General features: G+C 68.8%; 23 protein-coding genes, 2 other RNA genes and 1 riboswitch. Of the genes, 13 read left to right on the top strand and 12 right to left on the bottom strand.

Features of this window, described 5'->3' with window-relative positions; all coding sequences use genetic code 11:
- The first annotated feature begins 1 nt into the window (after nt 1).
- Genes pstA through phoR form a run of 5 tightly spaced genes read left to right on the top strand, consistent with a single transcriptional unit; the run spans nt 2 to nt 4,538 of the window.
- Complete coding sequence (gene pstA, locus Q8X39_RS08240; RefSeq protein ID WP_305749166.1) at nt 2-865, top strand: phosphate ABC transporter permease PstA; 864 nt, start codon at nt 2-4, stop codon at nt 863-865.
- A 26-nt stretch (nt 866-891) separates the two neighbouring features.
- Nucleotides 892-1,677 (top strand): phosphate ABC transporter ATP-binding protein PstB, encoded by a 786-nt coding sequence (pstB, locus tag Q8X39_RS08235; protein WP_305749165.1) that lies wholly within the window; start codon nt 892-894, stop codon nt 1,675-1,677.
- A 21-nt stretch (nt 1,678-1,698) separates the two neighbouring features.
- Nucleotides 1,699-2,403: a phosphate signaling complex protein PhoU gene (gene phoU, locus Q8X39_RS08230; protein ID WP_305749164.1), complete on the top strand. Its 705-nt coding sequence runs from the start codon at nt 1,699-1,701 to the stop codon at nt 2,401-2,403.
- Between the two features lie 22 nt (nt 2,404-2,425).
- Entirely contained in the window at nt 2,426-3,127 is a 702-nt protein-coding gene (gene phoB / locus Q8X39_RS08225; RefSeq protein WP_305749163.1) for a phosphate regulon transcriptional regulator PhoB, read from the top strand.
- 55 nt (nt 3,128-3,182) lie between these two features.
- Nucleotides 3,183-4,538, top strand: a complete 1,356-nt coding sequence (phoR, locus tag Q8X39_RS08220) for a phosphate regulon sensor histidine kinase PhoR (RefSeq protein ID WP_305749162.1) — start codon at nt 3,183-3,185, stop codon at nt 4,536-4,538.
- A 28-nt stretch (nt 4,539-4,566) separates the two neighbouring features.
- Here the strand turns inward: phoR and Q8X39_RS08215 are convergent, their stop codons facing one another.
- The 4 genes from Q8X39_RS08215 to trxA all read right to left on the bottom strand — a co-directional run bounded on the left by Q8X39_RS08215 (nt 4,567) and on the right by trxA (nt 8,825).
- On the bottom strand, nt 4,567-6,300 hold the full coding sequence (locus Q8X39_RS08215) for an ArnT family glycosyltransferase (protein ID WP_305749161.1): 1,734 nt from the start codon (nt 6,298-6,300) through the stop codon (nt 4,567-4,569).
- A gap of 189 nt (nt 6,301-6,489) precedes the next feature.
- Nucleotides 6,490-6,747, bottom strand: coding sequence for a type B 50S ribosomal protein L31 (locus Q8X39_RS08210; RefSeq protein ID WP_305749160.1), 258 nt, complete (start codon nt 6,745-6,747; stop codon nt 6,490-6,492).
- Between the two features lie 249 nt (nt 6,748-6,996).
- The gene (gene rho, locus Q8X39_RS08205) at nt 6,997-8,259 is read right to left on the bottom strand and encodes a transcription termination factor Rho (RefSeq protein WP_305749159.1); all 1,263 of its coding nucleotides are present in this window, start codon (nt 8,257-8,259) and stop codon (nt 6,997-6,999) included.
- Nucleotides 8,260-8,495: 236 nt separating this feature from the next.
- The gene (gene trxA / locus Q8X39_RS08200; protein ID WP_305749158.1) at nt 8,496-8,825 is read right to left on the bottom strand and encodes a thioredoxin TrxA; all 330 of its coding nucleotides are present in this window, start codon (nt 8,823-8,825) and stop codon (nt 8,496-8,498) included.
- Between the two features lie 256 nt (nt 8,826-9,081).
- Between trxA and Q8X39_RS08195 the strand changes: the two genes are divergently transcribed.
- A complete protein-coding gene (locus tag Q8X39_RS08195; protein WP_305749157.1) occupies nt 9,082-10,848 on the top strand; it encodes an HDOD domain-containing protein in 1,767 nt (588 codons plus the stop codon).
- A 32-nt stretch (nt 10,849-10,880) separates the two neighbouring features.
- Here Q8X39_RS08195 and Q8X39_RS08190 read toward each other — a convergent pair whose 3' ends face one another.
- Complete coding sequence (locus Q8X39_RS08190) at nt 10,881-11,906, bottom strand: SDR family oxidoreductase (RefSeq protein WP_305749156.1); 1,026 nt, start codon at nt 11,904-11,906, stop codon at nt 10,881-10,883.
- On the opposite strand from Q8X39_RS08190, the gene Q8X39_RS08185 reads away from it, so the two are divergent.
- The gene (locus tag Q8X39_RS08185) at nt 11,894-12,844 is read left to right on the top strand and encodes an AraC family transcriptional regulator (RefSeq protein ID WP_305749155.1); all 951 of its coding nucleotides are present in this window, start codon (nt 11,894-11,896) and stop codon (nt 12,842-12,844) included. The two genes, Q8X39_RS08190 and Q8X39_RS08185, sit on opposite strands and share 13 nt — an antisense overlap.
- Before the next feature lie 134 nt (nt 12,845-12,978).
- On the opposite strand, the gene ffs is transcribed toward Q8X39_RS08185, so the two are convergent.
- An RNA gene (gene ffs, locus Q8X39_RS08180) (signal recognition particle sRNA small type) lies at nt 12,979-13,077 on the bottom strand.
- Nucleotides 13,078-13,210: 133 nt separating this feature from the next.
- On the opposite strand from ffs, the gene Q8X39_RS08175 reads away from it, so the two are divergent.
- Nucleotides 13,211-13,531: an H-NS family nucleoid-associated regulatory protein gene (locus tag Q8X39_RS08175; protein WP_305749154.1), complete on the top strand. Its 321-nt coding sequence runs from the start codon at nt 13,211-13,213 to the stop codon at nt 13,529-13,531.
- A gap of 6 nt (nt 13,532-13,537) precedes the next feature.
- On the opposite strand, the gene ybiB is transcribed toward Q8X39_RS08175, so the two are convergent.
- Nucleotides 13,538-14,494, bottom strand: a complete 957-nt coding sequence (ybiB, locus tag Q8X39_RS08170; RefSeq protein ID WP_305749153.1) for a DNA-binding protein YbiB — start codon at nt 14,492-14,494, stop codon at nt 13,538-13,540.
- Nucleotides 14,495-14,757: 263 nt separating this feature from the next.
- On the opposite strand from ybiB, the gene Q8X39_RS08165 reads away from it, so the two are divergent.
- The 4 genes from Q8X39_RS08165 (at nt 14,758) to Q8X39_RS08150 (ending at nt 18,427) form a co-directional block, all read left to right on the top strand.
- Nucleotides 14,758-15,180, top strand: a complete 423-nt coding sequence (locus Q8X39_RS08165) for a rubrerythrin family protein (protein WP_130480261.1) — start codon at nt 14,758-14,760, stop codon at nt 15,178-15,180.
- Between the two features lie 104 nt (nt 15,181-15,284).
- The gene (locus tag Q8X39_RS08160; protein WP_305749152.1) at nt 15,285-16,649 is read left to right on the top strand and encodes a (Fe-S)-binding protein; all 1,365 of its coding nucleotides are present in this window, start codon (nt 15,285-15,287) and stop codon (nt 16,647-16,649) included.
- Between the two features lie 25 nt (nt 16,650-16,674).
- The gene (locus tag Q8X39_RS08155; RefSeq protein WP_305749151.1) at nt 16,675-17,280 is read left to right on the top strand and encodes a DUF3501 family protein; all 606 of its coding nucleotides are present in this window, start codon (nt 16,675-16,677) and stop codon (nt 17,278-17,280) included.
- 139 nt (nt 17,281-17,419) lie between these two features.
- Nucleotides 17,420-18,427: a GGDEF domain-containing protein gene (locus Q8X39_RS08150; RefSeq protein ID WP_305749150.1), complete on the top strand. Its 1,008-nt coding sequence runs from the start codon at nt 17,420-17,422 to the stop codon at nt 18,425-18,427.
- A 6-nt stretch (nt 18,428-18,433) separates the two neighbouring features.
- Here the strand turns inward: Q8X39_RS08150 and Q8X39_RS08145 are convergent, their stop codons facing one another.
- From Q8X39_RS08145 to Q8X39_RS08130, 5 genes are all read right to left on the bottom strand, one after another.
- Nucleotides 18,434-19,246, bottom strand: a complete 813-nt coding sequence (locus Q8X39_RS08145) for a sulfite exporter TauE/SafE family protein (protein ID WP_305749149.1) — start codon at nt 19,244-19,246, stop codon at nt 18,434-18,436.
- Between the two features lie 84 nt (nt 19,247-19,330).
- Nucleotides 19,331-19,801, bottom strand: a complete 471-nt coding sequence (locus Q8X39_RS08140) for an EVE domain-containing protein (RefSeq protein ID WP_305749148.1) — start codon at nt 19,799-19,801, stop codon at nt 19,331-19,333.
- A gap of 18 nt (nt 19,802-19,819) precedes the next feature.
- A non-coding RNA gene (gene ssrS, locus Q8X39_RS20595) (6S RNA) lies at nt 19,820-19,999 on the bottom strand.
- 45 nt (nt 20,000-20,044) lie between these two features.
- Nucleotides 20,045-20,383 carry a cell division protein ZapA gene (locus tag Q8X39_RS08135; protein ID WP_305749147.1) on the bottom strand — a complete coding sequence of 113 codons (339 nt, stop codon included), beginning with the start codon at nt 20,381-20,383 and terminating at the stop codon, nt 20,045-20,047.
- Nucleotides 20,380-20,607 (bottom strand): DUF904 domain-containing protein, encoded by a 228-nt coding sequence (locus Q8X39_RS08130; protein WP_305749146.1) that lies wholly within the window; start codon nt 20,605-20,607, stop codon nt 20,380-20,382. The genes Q8X39_RS08135 and Q8X39_RS08130 overlap by 4 nt, the downstream gene beginning before the upstream one ends.
- 119 nt (nt 20,608-20,726) lie before the next feature.
- A riboswitch (cobalamin riboswitch) is annotated at nt 20,727-20,969 on the top strand.
- Between the two features lie 70 nt (nt 20,970-21,039).
- On the opposite strand from Q8X39_RS08130, the gene Q8X39_RS08125 reads away from it, so the two are divergent.
- A complete protein-coding gene (locus Q8X39_RS08125; protein WP_305749145.1) occupies nt 21,040-23,016 on the top strand; it encodes a TonB-dependent receptor in 1,977 nt (658 codons plus the stop codon).
- The last annotated feature ends 5 nt before the right edge of the window (nt 23,017-23,021 follow it).

Raw genomic sequence — 23,021 nt, 5'->3', positions numbered from 1 at the left:
CATGGACGCAGCACTGCAAGCCTCCCGGCTGGCCAAGCACCGCAGCCGCAAGCTGGTCAACCAGATCGCCCTGACGCTGTCGATGTCGGCCATGGCCTTCGGCATCTTCTGGCTGATGTGGATCCTGTTCGAGACCATCGCGCTGGGCATCGGCGGTCTGAGCCTGTCGCTGTTCACCGAGATGACGCCGCCGCCGCAGGCCGAGATCGGCGGTCTCGCCAACGCGATCTTCGGCAGCCTGCTGATGGTCACGCTGGCCACGCTGATCGGCACGCCGGTGGGCATCCTCGCGGGCATCTACCTGGCCGAATACGGCGTGGACACCTGGCTGGGCCGCACGACGCGCTTCATCAACGACATCCTGCTGTCGGCGCCGTCGATCGTGATCGGCCTGTTCATCTACGCCGTCTGGGTCGCGCGCTTCAAGAGCTTCTCGGGCTTTGCCGGCGTGCTGGCGCTGGCCCTGATCGTGGTGCCGGTCGTCATCCGCACGACCGAGAACATGCTCAGCCTGATCCCCAACGCGCTGCGCGAGGCGGCCTACGCCCTGGGCACGCCGAAGTGGAAGGTGATCCTGTCGATCACGCTGAAGTCGGCCCGCGCCGGCGTCATCACCGGCGTGCTGCTGGCGATTGCCCGCATCTCCGGCGAGACCGCACCGCTGCTGTTCACCGCGCTGTCCAACCAGTTCTGGACCAGCAGCCTCGGCGAGCCGATGGCCAGCCTGCCGGTGACCATCTTCAAGTTCGCGATGAGCCCCTACGAGAACTGGCAGAAGCTCGCCTGGGCAGGCGTCTTCCTCATCACCGTGGGCGTGCTCGCGCTCAACATCGTTGCGCGCGTCTTCCTGCGCAACAAGCACTGACCGTATCCAGGACGGAGATCCATCACATGGACGCCAAGGTTGAAAACAGCGTGACCGGCCAGACCAAGTTGTCGGTGCGCAACCTGAACTTCTACTACGGGCACTTCCATGCCCTGAAGAACATCAACATGGAGATTCCCGAGAAGAAGGTCACCGCCTTCATCGGGCCCTCCGGCTGCGGCAAGTCGACGCTGCTGCGGACCTTCAACCGCATGTTCGAGCTCTACCCTGAACAGCGCGCCGAAGGCGAGATCCTGCTCGACGGCGAGAACATCCTGACCTCCAAGGACGATGTCTCGCTGATCCGCGCCCGCGTCGGCATGGTGTTCCAGAAGCCCACGCCCTTCCCGATGTCGATCTACGACAACATCGCCTTCGGCGTGAAACTCTTCGAGAACCTGCCGCGCGTCGAGATGGACGAGCGGGTCGAGTGGGCGCTCAAGAAGGCCGCGCTCTGGAACGAGGTCAAGGACAAGCTCGACAAGAGCGGCTCGGGCCTGTCGGGCGGCCAGCAGCAACGCCTGTGCATCGCACGCGGCATCGCCATCAAGCCCGAAGTCCTGCTGCTCGACGAGCCCTGCTCGGCGCTCGACCCGATCAGCACCGGCAAGATCGAGGAGCTGATCGACGAGCTCAAGAGCGACTACACGGTGGTGATCGTCACGCACAACATGCAGCAGGCCGCGCGCAGCTCGGACTACACCGCCTACATGTACCTGGGTGACCTGGTCGAGTTCGGCGCCACCAAGGAAATCTTCATGCAGCCCAAGCGTCGCGAGACCGAGGACTACATCACCGGCCGCTTCGGCTGATCAGGGCCAGGAGTCCGATCCATGGAAAAACATCTCTCCAGCCAGTTCGACGCCGAACTCAGCTCGATCTCGACCCGTGTGCTCGAAATGGGCGGCCTGGTCGAATCGCAGGTGGTGCAGGCCGTCTGGGCGCTGTCGAACTTCAGCACCGATGTGGCCGAGCAGGTCGTCGCGACCGAGGAGCGTGTCAACCAGCTCGAGGTCGAGATCGACCGCGACCTGTCGACCATCATCGCGCGGCGCCAGCCGACCGCCCGTGACCTGCGCCTGCTGATCGCCGTTTCCAAGACCATCGGCAACCTCGAGCGCGTCGGCGACGAGGCCGCGCGGATCGCCCGCACGGTCCAGCGCCTGGTCAGCACCGGCGTCTCCAGCCGGCTGCGCCTGCCGGTCAGCGACGTGTCGTTCGAGTCCAAGTTGGCCACCGCCTCGCTGCGCAAGGCGCTCGACGCGTTCGCCCGCCTGGACACCCAGAAGGCGCTCGAGGTCATCAAGGAAGACAACGAGATCGATGCCGAGTTCGACGGCCTGATGCGCAAGCTCATCACCTACATGATGGAAGACCCGCGCACCATCTCCGCCTCGATCGATCTCGTGTTCGTCGCCAAGGCGATCGAGCGCGTGGGCGACCACGCCAAGAACCTGGCCGAGCAGATCATCTACATCGTCAAGGGCACGGATGTGCGGCACAACCCGCTCGACGTGGTCGAGTCGGTGGTGCGTTGAGCGGCCCCCGGAGTCGAGCGACATGAGCCGAGTTCTGGTTGTCGAAGACGAGGCCGCGATCGCCGAGCTGGTGGCGATCAACCTCCGTCACGCGGGCTACGAGGTGACGCTGGCGTCCAGCGCCGAGCAGGCGCAGGCGGCGGTCGATGCCGTGCTGCCCGACCTCGCCCTGCTGGACTGGATGCTGCCCGGGCAGTCGGGCGTCTCGCTGGCCAAGAGCTGGCGTGCCAGCGCCCGCACCCGCGAGCTGCCCATCATCCTGCTGACCGCGCGGGCCGAGGAATCCGACAAGGTCCTCGGGCTGGATGCGGGCGCGGACGACTACCTCACCAAGCCCTTCTCGACCGGCGAGCTGCTGGCGCGCATCCGTGCGGTGTTGCGCCGTCGCCTGCCCGAGGCGCTGGACAGCGCGGTCGAGGTCGGCGCGTTGCGTCTCGATCCGTCGACCCGCCGTGTCACCGGCATGGCCGGCCAGGAGATCAAGGTCGGTCCGACCGAGTTCCGCCTGCTGCACTTCCTCATGACGCATCCCGAGCGCGTGCACAGCCGCGCCCAGTTGCTGGACCGCGTCTGGGGCGACCATGTCTTCATCGAGGAACGGACCGTCGACGTGCACGTCAAGCGCTTGCGCGAGGCGCTGGCGCCCGCGCAGTGCGCCCAGATGGTCGAGACCGTCCGTGGCGCGGGCTACCGGTTGACGCGAGCGGTCGCGACGACGAGCTGATGGCGGCGCTGTTGCGCCCGAAGGGCCCGTCCACCGCTGCGGGCAGGAGTTCCCCATGAGCGCGCTGTTCGGTCGCTGGCTCTGGCTGGTCACCTGGATGAGTGCCGGGGCGGCCATCGGTGGCTGGCTGGGCGGCACCTTCGTCCACCATCCGGAACTGGGCGCCTGGATCGGCGCGGCGCTGGGCATCGCGCTGGGCAGCGCGCGCGACGTGCTGCGCGCCTACCGCGTGCTGCGCTGGCTGCGCGACCCGAGCACCGGCTCGGCGCCCCGGGGCGGCGAGTTGTGGGGCGAGCTGGCCTACTACATCGAGCGTGCGCTGCATGCGCGCGAACGCACGCTGGCGCAAGAGAAGCGTCAGCTGACGCAGTTCCTGTCGGCCATCGAGGCTTCGCCCAACGGCGTGCTGCTGCTCGATGCGGACGAACAGATCACCTGGATGAACTCGGCCTCGGCCGATCACTTCGGCCTGGATCCGCAACGCGACCTGGGCCAGCGCATCACCAACCTCGTGCGCTCGCCGAGCTTCGTCGGCTACCTGCAAGCCGGTCACTACGAGGATGCCGTCACCGTCATCAACCACGGCCGCGACCTGACGCTGTCGGTGCTGCTGCGTTTCTATGGCGAAGGCCTCAAGCTGGTCATCTCCAGCGACGTGACCGAGCGCCTGCGCGCCGAAGGCATGCGACGCGACTTCGTCGCCAACGTCTCGCACGAGATCCGCACGCCGCTGACGGTGCTGTCGGGCTTCGTCGAGACCCTGGCCAACCTGCCGCTGGCCGAGCCGGAGCGCCGCCACGTCCTGGGCCTGATGACGCAGCAGACCCAGCGCATGCAACTGCTGGTCGGCGATCTGCTGACGCTGGCCCAGCTCGAGGGCAGCCCGCGGCCGGCGGTCGACCGCTGGATCGGCCTGGCCGAACTGCTCGAACGGGTGGAGGTCGAGACGCGCGGCCTGTCGGTCGGACGCCATTCGCTGGTCGTGCGCTTCGATGTCGCCCAGGTCCGTGACCTGGAGCTGGCCGGCAACCACAGCGAACTGATGTCGGCCTTCACCAACCTGTGCAGCAATGCGGTCCGCTACACCCCGGAGGGCGGCCGCATCGAGCTGAGCTGGAAGCGGCGCGAAGGCGGTGATGGCGTGTTCGAGGTGCGGGATTCGGGCATTGGCATCTCACGCGAGCACATCCCGCGTCTGACGGAGCGCTTCTACCGCGTCGACGGGAGTCGTTCGCGCGAGAGCGGTGGCACCGGCCTGGGACTGTCCATCGTCAAGCACGTGATGCAGCGCCACGGTGGCCAGATCGAGGTCGAGAGCGAGCCTGGCGCCGGTTCCTGCTTCCGCCTCGTGCTGCCGGCGGCACGCATCCGCGACCCACACGCGCAGGCGACATCCGGCCAGACCGCCTGATACCGCACGGGCGGGGCGGACGCTTGGTTCAGCGCCCGCGGCGCCGATAGACCAGGATGGCCTCGTTGCGGTCGGTCGGTCGACGCACCTTGTCGATGAAGCGCCAGCCGGGCAGCTTCGGCTGCGCGATGCCGTTGCGGGTTCGCCGGTCATCCCAGGAAACCAGCAGCCAGTTGCACTCGGTCGTGTCGCGGCTGGTGTCGATCGCGGTGTCGTCGTCCGGCGTGTCGGTCAGGTCCGGGGCCCGATCGATCTCGGGCGCGGCCTGATCCAGCCGGTTGTCGGCCGGCAGGACCTCGACGCGGTGCTGGGTATGGACCAGGATCGCGGCGATCTGCGGCGTGGTCAGGCCACGGTGCAGCAGGCAGGCGTTCGACGGCATGACCGTGGCCAGGCGCTGCATCATCGGCCGGTAGCTGCGCGCGTAGTCCAGCAGCGGAAGCCACAGCGTCATCAGCAGCAGCCAGCACAGCGCCACGCCTCCTGCTGGCAGCACGAGGCTTTTCCACAAGGCATGGCGGTGTCGCCCGGTGCGCCAGCGGACCAGCCAGAGCCAGGCCAGCGTGCCGAGCATCGCCAGCGCCATCTGCACCGGATGGCTGTCAGGCTCGAAGCCCGGCGCCAGCCGTACCACGTTGGCGGCAATCTTGGGCGGCACGCCCGTCTGCATGGCTGCGTAGATGACCCAGATGGCGATGGCGCATGCGCTGAAGAAGAAGACCGAGAACCAGTCGATCGCCGCACTGACGCCGCGCTTCAGCGTCGGCAGCGCAAAGGCGGCCAGCACGGCCAGTCCGGGCAGCGCCAGCATCAGCGCCCGATCGGACCCGCCCATCGCCAGGCTGATGCCGAGCGCCACGCCGCCGACCGACAGCGGCACCGCGACATGCCGCCGCAGCATCTGCCGCCGCCATTGCCAGAGCGTCCACAGCGCCATGGGCCAGACCGGCCAGGTGAACCAGGCCAGCACGCGCAGGATGCCGAAGACGTCGAAGCTCGGTGCGATGCGCCACAGCCAGGCGTCGAGCGCCCAGGCGGTCAGGCCGGCCAGGGCACCGGCGGCGAGGATCCAGCCCCGCAGACGCCGCATCGCCACGTCGCTCGACCCCGTGCAGACCCAGAACCCCGCGCCCGCCAGCAGCACCGCCGTCGTGGCGGCGCCACTGGCCGCCAGGGCCGGCAGCGCCAGCAGCAGCGCCAGGCGGCTGCGCCCGGGCTTGTAGGGGCCGCTGGCCATGCCGTAGAGGTAGAGCGCGGTGGCCAGCAGCTGGGTCAGCTCGGGCGTGGTCTCGTGACCCAGCTGCAACAGGCCCAGCACCGAGATCAGCGCCAGCACCGACGCATCGGCGATCGCGCGGGCGTAGTCGATCGGATCGGCCTCGCCACCGAAGGCAAAGGCCAGCGGCTGAGCGGCCTCGGTGCGCGCAAGGTTCAGCGTCGCGTACCAGACCAGCGCCAGCGTCCCGGCGAGCATCAGCGCGAAGGGCAGGCGGGCGGCGATGCCGACGTCCAGCCAGCCGCCGAACAGCTGCATCGCGGCCGCCCCGATCCAGTAGGGCAACACGCTGCCGCCGCTGCCCACGCCGGCGAGCATCGGATGCAGCCAGCTGCTGTCGCCCTGGTGCAGCGAGAGCATGTAGCCGACCGCCATCACGTCGGCGTTCTTCCACGGGTCACGGCCGAAGATGCCGGGCAGCACGTAGGCCGCGCAGAGCAGCCACAGCGCCAGCCGGGGCAGCGCCTGGACGGCGCGTTGGGTCACGAGAGCGGGATTGGGCGTGTTCACGGTGCGGGTGTTCAGCCTCTGGGCGGCGGGGGATTCTTGCAGCAAGCGCGCCACGCGGCGATCGGCAATGTGCCGGGGCATGACGCCGGTGAGCGGACCGGCTGCGCGCGGGCAAGAAAAAAGGCAGCCGAGGCTGCCTTCGATCGTTCCGGAGAGGTCTCCGTGTCAGCGCTTGATGCCGACCTTGAACTTGTTGCGGAACTTCTCGACGCGACCACCAAGGTTGTCCACGCTCTTCTGCTGGCCCGTGTAGAACGGGTGCGTCTCGCTGGTGGTTTCCAGCTTGAACAGCGGCAGCTCGCGGCCGTCTTCCATCTTGGTCATCTCGCGCGTCGGGGCGCACGAGCGGGTCACGAACTTGAAGCCGTTGGACAGGTCGACGAAGCAGACGTCGCGGTAGTTCGGGTGGATGCCGTCTTTCATGGGAGGAACCTCGCTGTGTGCCGGCAGCCACGTCGCACCATGCGAGCGCACTTTCCGACAGCGGAAAAACAAAAATTATAGCGTGAGGGAGGGGGCTGGACGCCGACCGCTCCCCACGGAAGGGCCTGCAGGCCTTTCCGCTTCACCCGGCTGGAGGTGCGGACTGCTGCCGCACCCACGATCCGGCTTGCAAGCCGGATCGCTGCGCCAGGCATCGGACAGGACGCAGGTCCTGTCCGATGTCCGGGCTTAGCCACCTCGTCGCATGAGGTCGAAGAAATCGACGTTGCTCTTGGTGGCCTTCATCTTCTCGAGGATGAACTCCATCGCCTCGATCTCGTCCATCGGATAGAGCAGCTTGCGCAGGATCCAGGTCTTCTGGAGGATCTCCGGCTTGAGCAGCAGTTCCTCGCGCCGCGTGCCGCTCTTGTTGAGCAGGATCGACGGGTAGACGCGTTTCTCGGCCATGCGGCGATCGAGGTGGATCTCGCAGTTGCCGGTGCCCTTGAACTCTTCGTAGATGACCTCGTCCATCCGGCTGCCGGTGTCGACCAGCGCGGTGCCGATGATGGTCAGCGAGCCGCCTTCCTCGACGTTGCGGGCCGCGCCGAAGAAGCGCTTCGGCCGCTGCAGCGCGTTGGCGTCGACACCGCCGGTCAGCACCTTGCCCGACGACGGAAGCACGTTGTTGTAGGCCCGCGCCAGACGTGTGATCGAGTCCAGCAGAATGACCACGTCCTTGCGCAGCTCGACCAGGCGCTTGGCCCGCTCGATCACCATCTCGGCGACCTGCACGTGGCGGGCGGCGGGCTCGTCGAAGGTCGAACTGATGACCTCGCCCCGCACGGTGCGCTGCATCTCGGTCACTTCCTCCGGGCGCTCATCGACCAGCAGGACGATCAGGTGCACGTCCGGATGGTTGGCCACCAGCGAGTGCGCCAGGTGCTGCATCATGACCGTCTTGCCGCTCTTGGGCGGGGCGACGAGCAGGGCGCGCTGGCCTTTGCCGAGGGGGGCGATCAGGTCGATGATCCGGCTGGTGATGTTTTCCTCACCGCGGACGTCACGCTCCAGCCTGAACTGTTCCTTGGGGAACAGCGGCGTGAGGTTCTCGAACATGATCTTGTTCTTGTTCTCCTCGGGCGTCAGGTCGTTGACCCGATCGACCTTGACCAGCGCGAAGTAGCGTTCGCCGTCCTTGGGGACGCGGACCTCGCCTTCGATCATGTCGCCGGTGTGGAGATTGAAGCGCCGGATCTGGCTCGGCGACAGGTAGATGTCGTCGGTGCTGGCCAGGAAACTCGTGTCCGGCGAGCGCAGGAAGCCGAAGCCGTCGGGCAGAACCTCCAGCACGCCGTCCCCGAAGATCTGCTCGCCCTGGCGGGCGCGCTTTTTCATGATCGCGAACATCAGTTCCTGCTTGCGCAGGCGACTGGCGTTCTCGATCTCCAATGTCTCGGCCATCTGGACCAGCGCCGAGATGTGCAGAGCCTTGAGTTCGGAAAGATGCATGGGCTTGAACCCGGAAGTCAGCGTGTGGAGAGAGCCCGCGCCTGAGCGGTGCGGACCATGTCACCGATCCGGCCGGAAGGCGGAACGGGATCGGGAGATCCGCAGAGGGATCTGGATGGAAGCAAAGGGAAAAGTTTCGATCGACCACCGGATGACCCGGCTCCGGGTCGCCCCGCGTCATGTGCGGGCGGGTGGACGATCGGGCGTCGGATGACTCCGACGCCCGATAGCGGAGATTATAGGTGTGCGTCGATGAAGGCCGTCAACTGCGCCTTGGACACCGCGCCGACCTTCGTGGCGGCGAGCTGGCCGTCCTTGAAGATCATCAGCGTCGGGATGCCGCGGATGCCGAAACGGGCCGGAACTTCGCGGTTTTCGTCGACGTTCATCTTGGCAACCTGCAGGCGACCGTCATAGTCCTTGGCGACCTCGTCTAGGACCGGCGCGATCATCTTGCAGGGGCCGCACCATTCAGCCCAGTAATCCACCAGGACGGGCTTGTCATTCTTGACGACATCGCCGTCGAAGGTCGCATCGGAAACGTGTTTGATGAGATCGCTGCTCATGGGGAATCCGCAGAAGATGTCCGCGCGGGATTGCAGACGGAAGTCTGGATTTTTGCACGATCGCGGAAACACCGCCGCCCGCCGCCGGCCCTGAAGGTGTCATCGGGGTGACAGGGCGACCTGGAGCGCGGGCCATGCGACAGCGTGGAACCGGCGGCTGGCGAGATTTGTCGCGTTGTTCGGTCCCTGTTCGGTGCTTGGCGCGGGGCCGGTCGACGGTTCAATCTGCACATCTGCACCGACTGGCTCCACGCGCATGCCGCCCTCGAACGCCTCAACCCGCGCACCCTCCGTCGCCTCGCCTCGCGCGGCGGCGGCGGTGGCGCGCACCTTCGGGCGCTTCGAGCTGCGCGAGCTGATGGGCCGCAGCTCGCAGAGTATGGCCTGGCTGGCCCACGACCCCCAGGTTCGCCAGGACGTCTGGCTGCTGATCGCGCGACAGCCGATGGACGATCGCCACGAGCTTGCCGCCGCCGTCGACAACCTCAGGCGTGCCGCCCGCCTGGAGCATCCGCGCCTGCTGCAGGCGGTCGAGAGCGGTGCCCACGGCGGGCGTGTCTACGTGGTCTGCGACCGTCCGCAAGGTGCCGTGACGCTGGCCCAGCACCTCAGCCAGCGCAAGCCGGGTGCGCCGGTCGAGGTGGTTGGCTGGGCGATCGACGCGCTCGAGGGCCTGGCCTACCTGCACGACGCCGGCTATGCCCACGGCGATGTCGGCCTGCACACCCTGTTCGTGGCCCGCAACGGTCGCATCCAGGCCTGGGGCAGCGGGATGCCGGGATCGCGCACGGCGCCGTCGCCCGACACGACCACCGACGATCCGGAGGACCCGATCGCCGCGCGCCGCCACCTGGCATCCGACCGTGACGTGCTCGCCATCGGCCTGTTGCTGTACGCCTGGATCGCGCATGCACCGGCGCTCGACGAGCCCGACGTGCCGAGCGCCGTCGACCGGCTCGGCCAGGACATCGTGCGCCTGCCCTGGTCACTGCCGGCGCCGGTCTCCGACGCGCTGCGCGCCATCCTCAACCGGGCGACCGACCGCCACGAGCGCCGTCGCTACCTCGGCGCGCGCAGCCTCGAACGGGCGCTGTCGGGCTGGCGCCAGGTTGAATCCGCGGACCGCGGCGGACCACTGGCCCTGTTGCTCGATCGCCTGCGTGTCAACGGCCACCTGCCGGCGCTGCCGGGGCTGGCGCAACGTGTGGTCCAGCTGTCGCGCATGGAAACCCGCCGGCTCGACGAGCTGACCGACGTCGTTCTGGAAGATCCGGCGCTGTCCTTCGAGCTGTTGCGCAGCGTCAACTCGGCCAGCATCGGGCTGATGGCCGATGACGGCGTGACCACCGTGCGTCGCGCCATCCAGCTGATCGGCCTGACCGGCGTGCGCCGCGCCGCATCGACGCTGCGGGCCTGGCCCGGACCCTTGCGCGACGGCGCCGCCGAGCGGCTCGACAAGGCCATGCGCCGTGCCTGCCTGGCCGGCCACCTCGCTGAGGTCCTCGTGCCCGCTGGCCTGGATGCCGAAGGCGCGCTGATCGCCGCCCAGCTCCAGCACCTCGGCCGCCTGGTGACGTACTACCACTTTCCCGACGAGGCGGTGCAGATCCGCCAGCTGATGCAGCCCGGGCCGCCGCTGCGCGAAGGCGATCCGGTCACGCCGGGCCTGTCCGAGGACGCCGCCGCGATGGCCGTGCTGGGCGTCGACCTGCAATCCATGGCCAACGCGCTGGCGCGCCACTGGGGCCTGGACGATTCGGTTCAGGAAACCATGCTGCCGCTGCCGCTCAACCAGACGGTGGTCGCGCCGCACACCGTCGACGGCTGGCTGCGGCTGGTGTCGAGCTGCGCCAACGAGACCCTCCAGGCCTTCGACGCGCCGACCGGCGCGCAGCCGCGCGCGCTGGCCCAGGTCGCCAACCGCTATGCCCGCGCGCTCGGCACCAGTGTCGACATCCTCAAGCAGGCCTACCTCGACGCCCGCGAGAAGCTCTCGCGTCACCTGCAGATCAAGGCGGCCTGAGGCTGCTCGCCGCAGGCCCTCAAGACGGTTGCTCAGGCCGCCTCGAACGCGAGCGACGTCGACAGCGCACGATGGGCGTCGGCCTGCGCGAGCAGGGCCTTGGCCTTCGCTTCCAGGACGCCGACCGCGTCGACCCCGGCGGCCAGACGAAGCGGCGGCTCGTCCAGGCCGGCCACCTGCACGATGGCCGCCGCCAGCTTGGCCGGGTCTCCGCCCTGCTTGCCGCTCATGCCGCGCCAGGCGTCGGTGGTGGCCTGGCTGCGGTCGGCATAGTCCGCGATGCTGGCCGACGCGAAAGTGGTCGATTCGGCGGTGAGCAATTCGGTGCGGAAGAATCCCGGCTCCACCAGCAGGGTCCGGATGCCGAACGGCGCCAACTCGACGGCCAGCGACTCGGTCCAGCCCTCCAGCCCGAACTTGGCGGCGGCGTAGGCCGTGCAGTACAGGCCGCCGGCGATGCCCGCGGTCGACGAGATGTTGACCAGCAGGCCGGCACGCTGGCGGCGCAGCGTTGGCAGCACGGCGCGTGTCACGTTCATCGGGCCGAACAGCAGGGTCTCGATCTGGCTGCGGACCTGATCGAGGCTGAGTTCCTCGAAGAAGCCAGCGTAGAAGTTGCCCGCGTTGTTCACCAGCACGTCGACGTGGCCGAATCGGGCCACGGCCGCATCCATCGCGGCCCGGGCCTGGTCGAGGTTCGTGACATCCAGGGCCAGGCAAAGCAGGTCCTGATGTGCGCCGACGGCGGCGGCGACCTTCGAGGGGTCGCGGCCGGTTGCGACGACGGCATGACCGGCCGCCAAGGCCGCCTTCGCGAGGTCAACGCCCAGGCCTCGTCCAGCGCCGGTGATGAACCAGATCTTCTGCTTGCTCATGTCTAGTCCATGGGTTCGTTTCGATGCCCGATTGTCGAGAGGGCACGCCGCCGTCGACTGCCCGATCCGTTCTTGTTCTTGCCTGATTCGACCGAAGCTGGGATTGCCTCGATGTCTGGAATCCGGCCAGTGATAGAGTCTTGTCAGACTGCTGATTGAACGGAAGGCCGATGAGGAAAACAAGAACCGACGGTGATCGCACCGGAGGTTGGGCTGATGGACTTGCGGCTGCGATAGGCCGGATTGCTCAATCCGACGGCGATTTCCCGACGGCCATTCCCGCGCTGTCGCTGCACCGGCGACATCGGCCCACCCAGCCGCTGCACTGCATCTTCAACCTCGGCCTGGGCGTGGTGGCCCAGGGCCACAAGCAGGCGCTGCTCGACGGCGAGGTCCTCACGTATGGCCCCGGTGAGTCGATGTTGACGACCATCGACCTGCCGGTGGTCTCTCGGGTGACGCAGGCGTCGCTGCAGCGACCGCTGCTCGGGCTGATGCTTCAACTCGACCCGAGGCGGGTCCAGGAGATTGCGGCCGACATGACGTTGCCTGCACCGGACCGCGCGCATGCCTGTCGAACGCTGGCGGTCGAGCCGCTGGATGCGTCGTTGATGGACGCCTTGACCCGCCTGGTTTCCTTGCTTGGCGAGTCGCCCGTGCTGATCGAGAAGCTCGCGCCGCTGACACGGGATGAGGTCATCGTTCGGCTGCTCGTGGGGCCGCACAGGCCCCAGTTGCTGCACCTCGTGGCCGACGGCGCGCCCAGCCAGCAGATCGCGACGGCGGTCCGTTGGCTGAAACAGAACTTCGCCAGGCCGCTGCAGGTCGATGAACTGGCCGGCCGCGTCCACATGAGTCCGACCACGTTCCGGCATCACTTCCGCAAGATGACCGGCACCAGCCCGCTCCAGTACCAGAAGTCGCTGCGTCTCCAGGAGGCCAGGCAGCTGATGCTGACGCAGCATCTCGATGCGGGTCGCGCAGGTGAACGCGTTGGCTACGAAAGCCCGTCCCAGTTCAGCCGCGAGTACAGCCGCCTGTTCGGCGCGCCGCCGCAAGCCGACGTGCGTCGACTGCGCGTTGCGTGTGGGCTGGAGGGGGGAAGCTTGCCGTCTGCGTGAGCACCTGCCTGCAGCGATCCGGCGAGGTGGCGCCGGGTGTGCACAGCGGGTGTACACAGCAGGATGACCATCAACGTCGCCAGCCGGACCGCGAAGGTCCGAGGCGTTGATGACGCCGTGTCCATTTGAATGAGGGTGACGAGCCTGAACCCCGGCACTGAACAGAATCGGTTAGGGCTGCTTCGTTCCCGACCTGACCCGTTTGGCCGCCTGCCCATGCGGGGAGGCCCGTCACCGCGCATTGTAGGCGAGCCGTCGCAGGCCCTTCGGTTCCAGGGGGCGGGCGATGTGGCGTGTGCCATGATTCAAGCCCGCTACGGCGTGTGTGGGGCCTGGTGCCAGGCCCGTCCCTGTGGACTTCAGCAGATGCAAGACGACGACGCAGATCTCGAGAAGCAGGCGGCCATCCGCAAGATCCGCCGGCTCATGGAATTCTGGAAGATCGAGCCCGACGAGCTCGACGGCGACATCGTTCCGATCGCACCGGTCGTGCGCCGCCGCAGCGCACCCGAGGTGCGCTACCGCCACCCGATCAGCGGCGAGTCCTGGGACGGCGTCGGCAGCCAGCCCGACTGGCTGCGCCGCGCCCTCATCCGCGAGGGCTACACGGTCGACGAACTGCGCTGCGCGCCGGCTCCGGGCCAGCCCGCCGACACGCTCAGCGACAGCGGTCCGGCATCCAGCTGAAGGGCGTCAAGACCGTCGGTCCGACGCCCGCCGCGCCATCTCCCGGCGCACCGCCAGCAACATGTCCACCTGCATGAGGATGGGCGCCGGCACCGCAGCGTCACCGGTCAGCATGCGGCCGATCAGCGTGGCGGTGCTGGCCGCGTCGATCGCGGCTGGCAACTCGGGCAGTTCGACCAGCACGCCGTCCTGCGGCGCCAGGTCCAGCTCGGGCCGGCGTGTGCCGCCCAGGTGGACCTGCAGGCGAGGCTGGCGACGCGCATCGACCACCGGCTCGCCTTCGGTGCCGCGCATCAGCACGGCATCCGCGCCGCTGCCGTCCAGGAACTGCGTCAGGCTGATCGCGTACTCGGGATGGGTGTGGTTGACCACCCGCAGGCCGCCCGGCACGGCCGGCAGCAGCTTGGCCAGCGTGTGGCCACTGTTGCGCAGGCCCAGCACGCGCCGGATCGCCAGCAGGCCGGCCAGCGGGCGGTTCAGGGCCTCCAGCGCCATGAAGGCCGGCTCGCCGGCCGCCCAGCGGTGCGCGACGGCGTCGGCATCGGCCACGCTCGGCTGACCCATCGCGCTGAAGATGGCCGCGCTGGTCACGCGGCCCGGATCGTCCAGCACGCCGTGCACCAGCACCGGCACGCCCTGGCGCGCCAGCAACAGGGCCAGCAGTGGCGTGAAGTTGGGCAGCTTGCGCGCGCCGTTGTAGCTCGGCAGCAGGACGGCCGGACCCGCCTCGCGCTCAGGCTCCGGCAGGCTCAGGGTGTGAGCCATCGTCGCGTCGATGAAGCCGGCCAGCTCGTCGGCGCTCTCGCCCTTGATGCGCATGGCCAGCGCAAAGCCGCCCAGCTCCAGGTCGCTGACGTGGCCGTCCAGGATCAGCGCCATCAGCGTGCGGGCCTGTTCGCGGCTCAGCGGCCGGGCGCCGTCCTTGCCTCGGCCGATGGTGCGCAGGTAGGGGGCGATGCTCATGGCGAGGGGTCCGGTCACGGGGTTCGGGAAGCGCCGGATTCTCGCCGTCGCCGGCTGGCGGCACGCCCGGCGAGGGTGTTCCCGTAGGCGGCCCTGGCCATTGCCTTTGACCAGAGGCAGGCATAGAGAAATCCTAATCTGCCCTGCTTTTTGCCTGGGCTATCGTCATGGACACGACCACGACAGCGGTCGTGAAGGCGCCGGTCCGGCGTGTGCCAGCCCGGTGTCACCTTCCCCCCACGCAGGTCCCAACGGAGAGACAGATGAGCACACTCAAGGGTTCCAAGACCGAGCAGAACCTGAAGGACGCCTTCGCGGGCGAATCGCAGGCCAACCGCCGCTACCTGTACTTTGCGAACAAGGCCGACATCGAGGGCCAGAACGACGTCGCCGCCCTGTTCCGCTCGACCGCCGAAGGCGAGACCGGCCATGCGCACGGCCACCTCGAATTCCTCGAGGCCGTGGGCGATCCGGCCACCGGCCTGCCGATCGGGTCGAGCCGCCAGAACCTCATGGCCGCCGTGGCCGGCGAGACCCACGAGTACACCGACATGTACCCGGGCATGGCCAAGACCGCCCGCGACGAGGGCTTCGACGAGATCGCCGACTGGTTCGAGACCCTGGCCAAGGCCGAGCGCTCGCACGCGAACCGCTACCAGAAGGCCCTGGACGCCCTGGTCGACTGACGCGGCCTGCCACCCCAGGCCCTGACCCCTCGCGATGGCCGGCGGACCCGCGTCCCCGGCCATCCGCACGATCCGGCAACCGACCGCGTGCAGGAGCGCCCCCGATGAGCACCCGCGAAGGCAATCTCGAAGCCCCGACCCGGCATCCGCTGGACTGGCTCAGTGCCGACTTCCACGACGAGGACAAGTGCAACGCCGAGCTGGAGCGGGTGTTCGACATCTGTCACGGCTGCCGTCGCTGCGTCAGCCTGTGCCAGAGCTTCCCGACGCTGTTCGACCTGGTCGACGAGACCGACGACGGCGAGGTCCACGGCATCCCCAAGGCCGACTACGGCAAGGTCGTCGAGCAGTGCTACCTGTGCGACCTCTGCTACATGACCAAGTGCCCCTACGTGCCGCCGCATGCGTGGAACCTGGATTTCCCGCACCTGATGCTGCGCGCCAAGGCGATCCGCTTCCGCAAGGGCGAGGTCTCGAAGGCCGACCAGTTCCTGGCCTCGACCGACAAGCACGGCCAGTTCGCCGGCATCCCGGTGGTCGTGCAGGTGGCCAACGCGATCAACGCGACGCCGCTGGCGCGCCGGGCGATGGATCGCTACCTCGGCGTGCATCCCGATGCGTGGATGCCCAGCCTCGCCACCCAGCGCTTCCGCTGGGGTGCTGCCGACAGCCCCGCCCGCACCGTGACGAACGGTGAGCGCACGCCCGGCAAGGTCGCGATCTTCTCGACCTGCTACGTCAACTACAACGAACCGGGCATCGGCCACGACCTGCTGGCCGTGCTCGCGCACAACGGCATTCCCTACGTGCTGGTCGAGAAGGAACGCTGCTGCGGCATGCCCAAGCTCGAACTGGGCGACCTCGATTCGGTCGCCCGCAGCAAGGACGCCAACATCCCCGTGCTGGACCGCTACGCCCGCGACGGCTACGCCATCCTGTCGGCGGTGCCGTCCTGCACGCTCATGTTCAAGCAGGAGCTGCCGCTGATGTTCCCCGGCGACGCGGCGGTGCAGCGGGTCCGCGATGCCATGTGGGACCCGTTCGAATACCTCGCCGCGCGCCACCGCGACGGCCTGCTCAAGACCGACTTCAAGCGCGACCTCGGCAACGTCAGCTACCAGATTCCCTGCCACGGCCGGGTCCAGAACATCGGCCGCAAGACCGAGGAGGTGCTCAAGCTGATCGGCCAGACGGTGCGCGTCAAGCTCAACACCGTGGAGCGCTGCTCCGGCCATGCCGGCACCTACGGCATCAAGAAGCCGTACCACGCGCTGGCGATGAAGATCGGCAAGCCGGTCTTCAAGGCCATGGGCAAGCTCGATGCCGACGGCAAGGGCCCCGACTGGATCAGCTCGGATTGCCCGCTGGGCGGCCACCACATCGCCCAGGGCCTGGCCGACAACCAGCTGCCGACGGCGCCACTGGCTCATCCGCTGAGCCTGGTGGCGACGGCCTACGGCCTCAAGTGAACCCACCCCATCGAGGACCCACGCCATGACTCGCACGCCCCAGGCCCGCGCCAGCGCCATCACCCGAGAGAGCCTGCTCACGCTCGAGGCCTATGCCCGTGTCCGCAAGGAACTGCGCGCCGAGGTGATCGCCCACCGCAAGCTGCGTTCGGTCCACCTCGGCGAGCACCTGACGCTGCAGTTCGAGGACGAGAAGACCATCCGCTACCAGATCCAGGAGATGCTGCGCATCGAGAAGATCTTCGAGGAAGAGGGCATCCAGGGCGAGCTGGAAGCCTACGCGCCCCTGGTGCCCGACGGTGGCAACTGGAAGGCGACGATGCTGCTGGAGTACCCCGACGTCAACGAGCGCCGCCGCGAGCTGGCGCGGCTGATCGGCGTCGAGGACCGGGTCTACGTGGAGGTCGAGGGCCACGCCCGCGTCTACGCCATCGCCGACGAGGACCTGGACCGCGAGAACGCCGAGAAGACCTCGGCGGTCCACTTCGTGCGCTTCGAGTTCAACGACGCGACCCGTGCCGCGATCCGGGCCGGTGCGGGCGTGAAGGTGGGCTGCGACCACGTCAATTACCCGAGCCACCTCAGCCTGACGCCCGAGACGCTGGCCTGCCTGGCCGGCGACCTGCGCTGAAGGCCCGGCGAGCAACCGTCTGCTCAGTGACCCAATTCACGCCGGCCGACGCGTGGCGTTGAGCCCGGCCCGGTGAGACCGGGCGCAAACGATGCCGCTGCCTATCATCGACGGCTCGCCCCGCTGACAGGCCCGTCCCATGACCGAACTGCCGCCAGAACTCGATGTCTCGATGCTGTCCGATCGCCTGCTGGCGATGCTGGACGTGGCCGGCGTGATGGTCTCGCTGAAGGTGGTCGACGGCGACACGTTGCGCTACCGCTGGGCCAACGCGGCCTGGCTGGGCTACCTGGGCGTCGACGCCGGTCAGCTCATCGGCCGCGACGACCATGCGGTGCTTCCGCCGGCCGATGCGGCGGCGGTCCAGGCGGCCGACCGGCGCGCGCTCGGTGTCCACGCGGTGGCGGTCGAACAGCACCGTTTCGAAAGACCGGGGCAGCGCCACGACATCCAGACCTGGCGCAGCGAGTGGGTCGGTGTGGTCGGTGAACGCCTGCTGCTGACGGTCTGGCGGCTGGACGCGAAGGCCGCGCTCGAGCTGCAGCTCGACCAGGCGCTGCAGCAGATCGAGCGCCAGCAGGGCCAGATGGACCGTCTGCGGGAGGATGGTGCCGGCGATCGGCCTGATGCCGTGTTCCGGCGCGATCACTTCGAGGCCACGCTCCAGCGCGAGGCGGCGCTGTCGCAGCGCGAGGGCCGTGAGTTCGCGCTGGTGCTGCTCGCCGTCGACCGGCTGGAGGACATCCTCCAGGATCACGGTGACGCGGCAGCGCAGCGGGTCGGGTCGACCCTGCTCGGCCTGATGCGCGCGAACACGCGGGCGATGGACGTGCTGTCGCAGCTCGGCCCGGAGCGCTACGCCATCCTGTTCTCGGGCATCGGCCTGTCGACCGCCCATGCGCGGGTTGAACAACTGCGGCGGGCCTGCGCCGCCGAGCTGCTGGTGCAGGACGGTCGCAGCTACCGCTTCGAGATCTCGGCCGGCGTGGCCAGCTTCCCGCACAGCGCGACCAGCCTCGACGGGTTGAGCCAGGCGTCGATCCGGGCCCTCAACGAGGCCCGCCAGCGCGGCGGCAACCGGGTCGTGCCGGCCAGCATCTCGCTGGCGGCCAGCCGCGCCGCACCGGCGTCGCCAAGCCGGGCCTGAAGCCGTTCAGAGCATGGCCCTGCTGGCCATGTAGGCGGCCAGCAGGTAGAGCACCGCCGCGAAGGCCTTCTTCAGCTGCGCCACGTCCATCGCGTGCGCGGCCCTGGCGCCCAGCGGCGCGGTCAGCACGCTGGCGCAGGCGATCACCGCCAGGCCCGGCAGCCACAGGTAGCCCATCGCGCCGGGCAGGGCGGTCGGCAGGTTCCAGCCGCCGACGACATAGCCGATGGTGTTGGCCAGCGCGATCGGGAAGCCCAGCGCCGCCGACGTCGCCACCGCGTTGTGCATGGCCACGTTGCACCAGGCCATGAAGGGCACCGAGATGAAGCCGCCGCCCGCGCCGACCAGGCCGGAGAGGAAGCCGATCACGCCGCCGGACCCGAGGCTGCCGGCGATGCCCGGAATCTGGCGCGACGGCGCGGGCTTCTTGTTGCGCAGCATCTGCGTGGCCGAGAACGCGACGAAGACCGCGAAGAACAATGCCAGCGCCTGGCCCTTCAGCGCCGCAAAGGCGCCGGCCCCGGCGATCAGGCCACCGCCGACGATGCCCGGCGCGAGCTTGCGCACGATGTCCCAGCGCACCGCGCCGCGGCGGTGGTGGGCCCGCACGCTGGACACCGAGGTGAACAGGATGGTGGCCATCGACGTCGCGATCGCCATCTTGACCGCCAGGCCAGCGTCAACGCCGCGGTGCGACAGGATCAGCGTCATGAAGGGCACCATCAGCATGCCACCGCCGATGCCCAGCAGGCCGGCGAGGAAGCCGGTGCCGACGCCCAGGGTCAGCAGTTCGGCAATGAGCAGGGGATCGAGGTCCATGGCGCAGGTCGGGCAGGTCACCCAGGGCGACATGCCCTGGCAGGGCCGCGATTCTGGCGGACGCGGCCCGTGCCGGAATGGCCTTCAGCCGGCGTCCAGCACCGCCAGCACCGCCTGCCACTGCGCCGGCGTCACCGGCGTGATCGACAGCCGGTTGCCCCGCTGCAGCACCTGCAGGTCGGACAGGCTGTGCGTGGCGCGCATCTCGGCCAGGCCGAGCAGGCGGGTCTTGCGCACGAAGCGCACGTCGACATGCAGCCAGCGCGGCGCGGCCGGGTCGGACCTGGGATCGAAGTAGGGGCTGGCGGGGTCGAACTGCGTCGTGTCCGGGTAGGCCGTGCTGGCCACCTCGGCCAGGCCGGCGATGCCGGGCTGCGGGCAGGACGAGTGATAGAACAGTACGCCATCCCCGATGCGCATCGCGTCGCGCATGAAGTTGCGGGCCTGGTAGTTGCGCACCCCGGTCCAGGGCAGGCGCTGGCTCACGGACTGAGCCAGCGTGTCGATCGAGGCCTCGTCGGGCTCGCTCTTCATCAGCCAGTAGGCGCGTTCCATCGGGGCAGGAAAGAGGGGGTGTCCACCGCGAACCAAAGGTCGCATTCCTGAACCCAGGGGGATTCAGGTGGGCAAGGTCAACCAGGCTTCGGGTTCATCTGACGCGAGACGATCACACCAGCCTGGCGATTTTCCAAGCCCTGGCTCGCGAGAGCATCGGTTCAAGGAAATATAAAACCTTCGCGAACGCAGTGGACCGGTCCATTCTAGAACCCAGCCGGCCCGCTGCGCAGGCCAAGTCCCTCAAAGCAGCTGGCCGTCGTGACCCAATGCAGCATCGACGCGGCGAACCAGCGCATCGACGTCGACCGAGCCGGTGTCCATGCCCGCCGCATGGCCGTTGGAGGCTGCCGGCGCGCTGGCGGCGGGGGCTGGCGCACGGCCCTGTTCGGCCAGCGCATAGGCCAGGTTCAGGGCGGCCAGCACGGCGATGCGCTCACGGGCCTTGACCCGTCCGGCATCGCGGATGCCGCACATCTCGCGGTCGACGCTGCCGACGGCTTCCAGCAGCTCGGTCTCGTGTCCTTCGGGGCAGGCCAGGATGTAGGTCTGGCCCATGATGCTCACCTCGATCTGCTTCATGCGTCGCTCCCGGAGGCCTGTGCCGCGTCGGTCTCGTTGGCTGGCAGGCGTTCGATCAGGGCGTCGATGCGGTGGCGGGCCGCCGCCAGGCGCGAACGCAGGTTGTCGCGTTCGGCCAGCACCGTGGCGAGCTGCTGCTCGAGCAGGGTGTTGGTGCGCTTGAGCTCGTCGTGTCTCAGCAGCAGGCGGTCGACTCGGTCGGCCAGGTCTTCGATGGTGGACATGCGCGATGGGGTTGCAGCGCTCACGCAACAGCTGCGTGGACTGAGCCCATCGATTGTAGGGGTGGCATCCCGGCGAGGCACCCCGCGCACGGCTGTCAGCGGCGCGTCGGACACCGGCGGATACACTCGCGCCCGTTGGTGCTCGGGCCCATGTCCCATGGGCCCGGTTAAACGGGAAGCAGGAAGGCGACGCCCCTCGGGAAGAGCCCAACCTGCGCTGCCCCCGCAACGGTAAGCGGACGGTCCATGCCACCCGGCAAGACCCGCTTCTGCGTTCAGCCACTGGTGATCCCTCAGGTCGCCGGGAAGGTCGCAGAGGTCGTTCCGCCAGCCCGGATACCGGCCAACGGGGGGCGGATGCGCGTGCGCGTCCGCCATGTGGTGCAGGCCTGCGGGGACGCTGGCGTGCACGTCCGTTCCGTGGTCTTCCCGATGTCCTCTCCTTCCCGTTTCTGCCGCCTCACGGCGGTTTCCCCGCGCCTTGTCCAGCTCGCGCCGATCGCGCTCGCGTCCTTCTGCGCCCTGGGCGTTCCACGCGCCGTGATGGCCCAGGCGGACGTCGCCAACCGGCTGGCGCTGGCCAGCACGCTGCCGCAGGTCGTGATCAGCGGCACCCGCTTCGCCGACGCGGCCGACTCGCAGCCGATCGGCATCAGCGTCATCACCGCCGAGCAGATCAGCCGCGGCGGCTACACCACCCTCAACGAGGCCGTGATGCGCCAGCTCGGCGTGCCCGGCCGGCTCGACCTCAACGGCGGTGGCGAATACGCGCTCGACCTGCGCGGCTTCGGCGGCACGTCCGACAGCAACATGGTCATCGTCGTCGATGGCATCCGGGTGAGCGAAGGCGACACCGGCGGCACGCGGCTGGCCGGCATCCCGATCGAGACCGTCGAGCGCATCGAGGTCCTGCGTGGCACGAACGCCGTGCTGTACGGCGAAGGCGCAACCGCCGGCGTCATCGTCATCACGACCAAGGCCGGCAAGGGCGTGTCGCGCCGGGACGCGGGCCAGGTCTACCTGGCTGGCGGCACGCAAGGCCGCCGCGAACTGCGCGGGACGGCCACGCTCAATGCGGGCGACTTCAGCTTCGACCTCGCGGCCCAGCGCCGCCTGAGCGACGGCCACCGCGACAACTTCGCCTCGGGCGTCGGCGCGGCCGCGTTCGCGGCCCAGTGGCAGGACGGCGAGGGACTGCGCCTGGTGGCGCGTCATGCCGAGGACACGCTCTCCACCGGCCTGCCGAATGCCTTGTCGGCGGCCCAGTTCGCCGCCGACCCGAGCCAGGCCACCAGCCTGACCGACCACGGACGCATCGATGGGCGTCGAAGCACCTTGACCGGCGAGCTGCGCGTCGGCGCATGGGAGTTCGCGGCCGACGTCGGCCACCGGACCAAGGCGCTGCGCAGCATCAACTTCGACGCCCCGTTCGACTACGACATCCGCGCCGACACCGCCAACGTGCGGGCACGCCACATCGGCCGCATCGCCGGCCTGAGCAACCAGGTCCGCTTCGGCGTTGACCACGCGCGCTGGGAACGCACCGTGCCGCAGGCGGCACCGGACGTCCAGCGCAGCCGGGCCTTCTACATCAAGGATGACCTGACGCTGGCTGGCGGCACCGCGTGGTCGGCTGGCTTGCGACGCGAGAAGCTGGACAAGGAGGCGCACGGCTTCGGGCCCGGCCTCGGCAAGGATCGTGTCACGGCCTGGGACCTGGGCGTGGTGCAGCCGATCGGCCGGCACGCGCAGGTCTACGGTCGTCTGGGCAAGAGCTTCCGGTTGGCCAGCGTCGACGAACTCAGCAACACCAACCTGCGCACGCAGACCTCGCGCGACCTGGAGGTCGGCACGCGCTGGCGCGACGAAACGACACGTCTCGAGGCCCGTGTCTACCGCAGTCGGCTCCACAACGAGATCGGCTTCGATCCGGCCGCGGGCCTGTTCGGCAGCAACGTCAACTACGACCCGACCCGCCGCAGCGGCATCGAGGCCGAGGGCCGTCACGAGCTGTCGTCCGCGGTCGAGTTGCGCGCTGCGGCGGCCCTGCTTCGCTCGCGCTTCGACAGCGGCGCGAACGCTGGCAAGGATGTCCCGCTCGCGCCCCGCGTCAATGGCCTGGTCGGCGTGAACTGGCAGTTCCTGCCGCAGCATCACCTGGGTGCCGACGTGGTGTACATCGGCAGGCAGTACCCGACGCTGGACAACAGTTGCCGCATGGCCTCGGCCGCGACGCTGGACACGCGTTACGCCTGGCGCCAGCCGAGCTGGGAACTGAGTCTGGCGGTCACCAACGTCGCCGACCGGACGTACACGACGCAGGCTTTCCGCTGTGATGCGGGGCAGGTGACAGGCCTCTACCCGGAACCGGGTCGCGCCATCGTCGCCGCCGCCCGCTTCAACTTCTGACCTGA

Source organism: Leptothrix discophora (assembly GCF_030705305.1).
Lineage (GTDB): Bacteria > Pseudomonadota > Gammaproteobacteria > Burkholderiales > Burkholderiaceae_C > Sphaerotilus > Sphaerotilus discophorus.
Note: the sequence above shows the minus strand (reverse complement) of the source record. Positions and strands in the feature narration are given on the sequence as shown.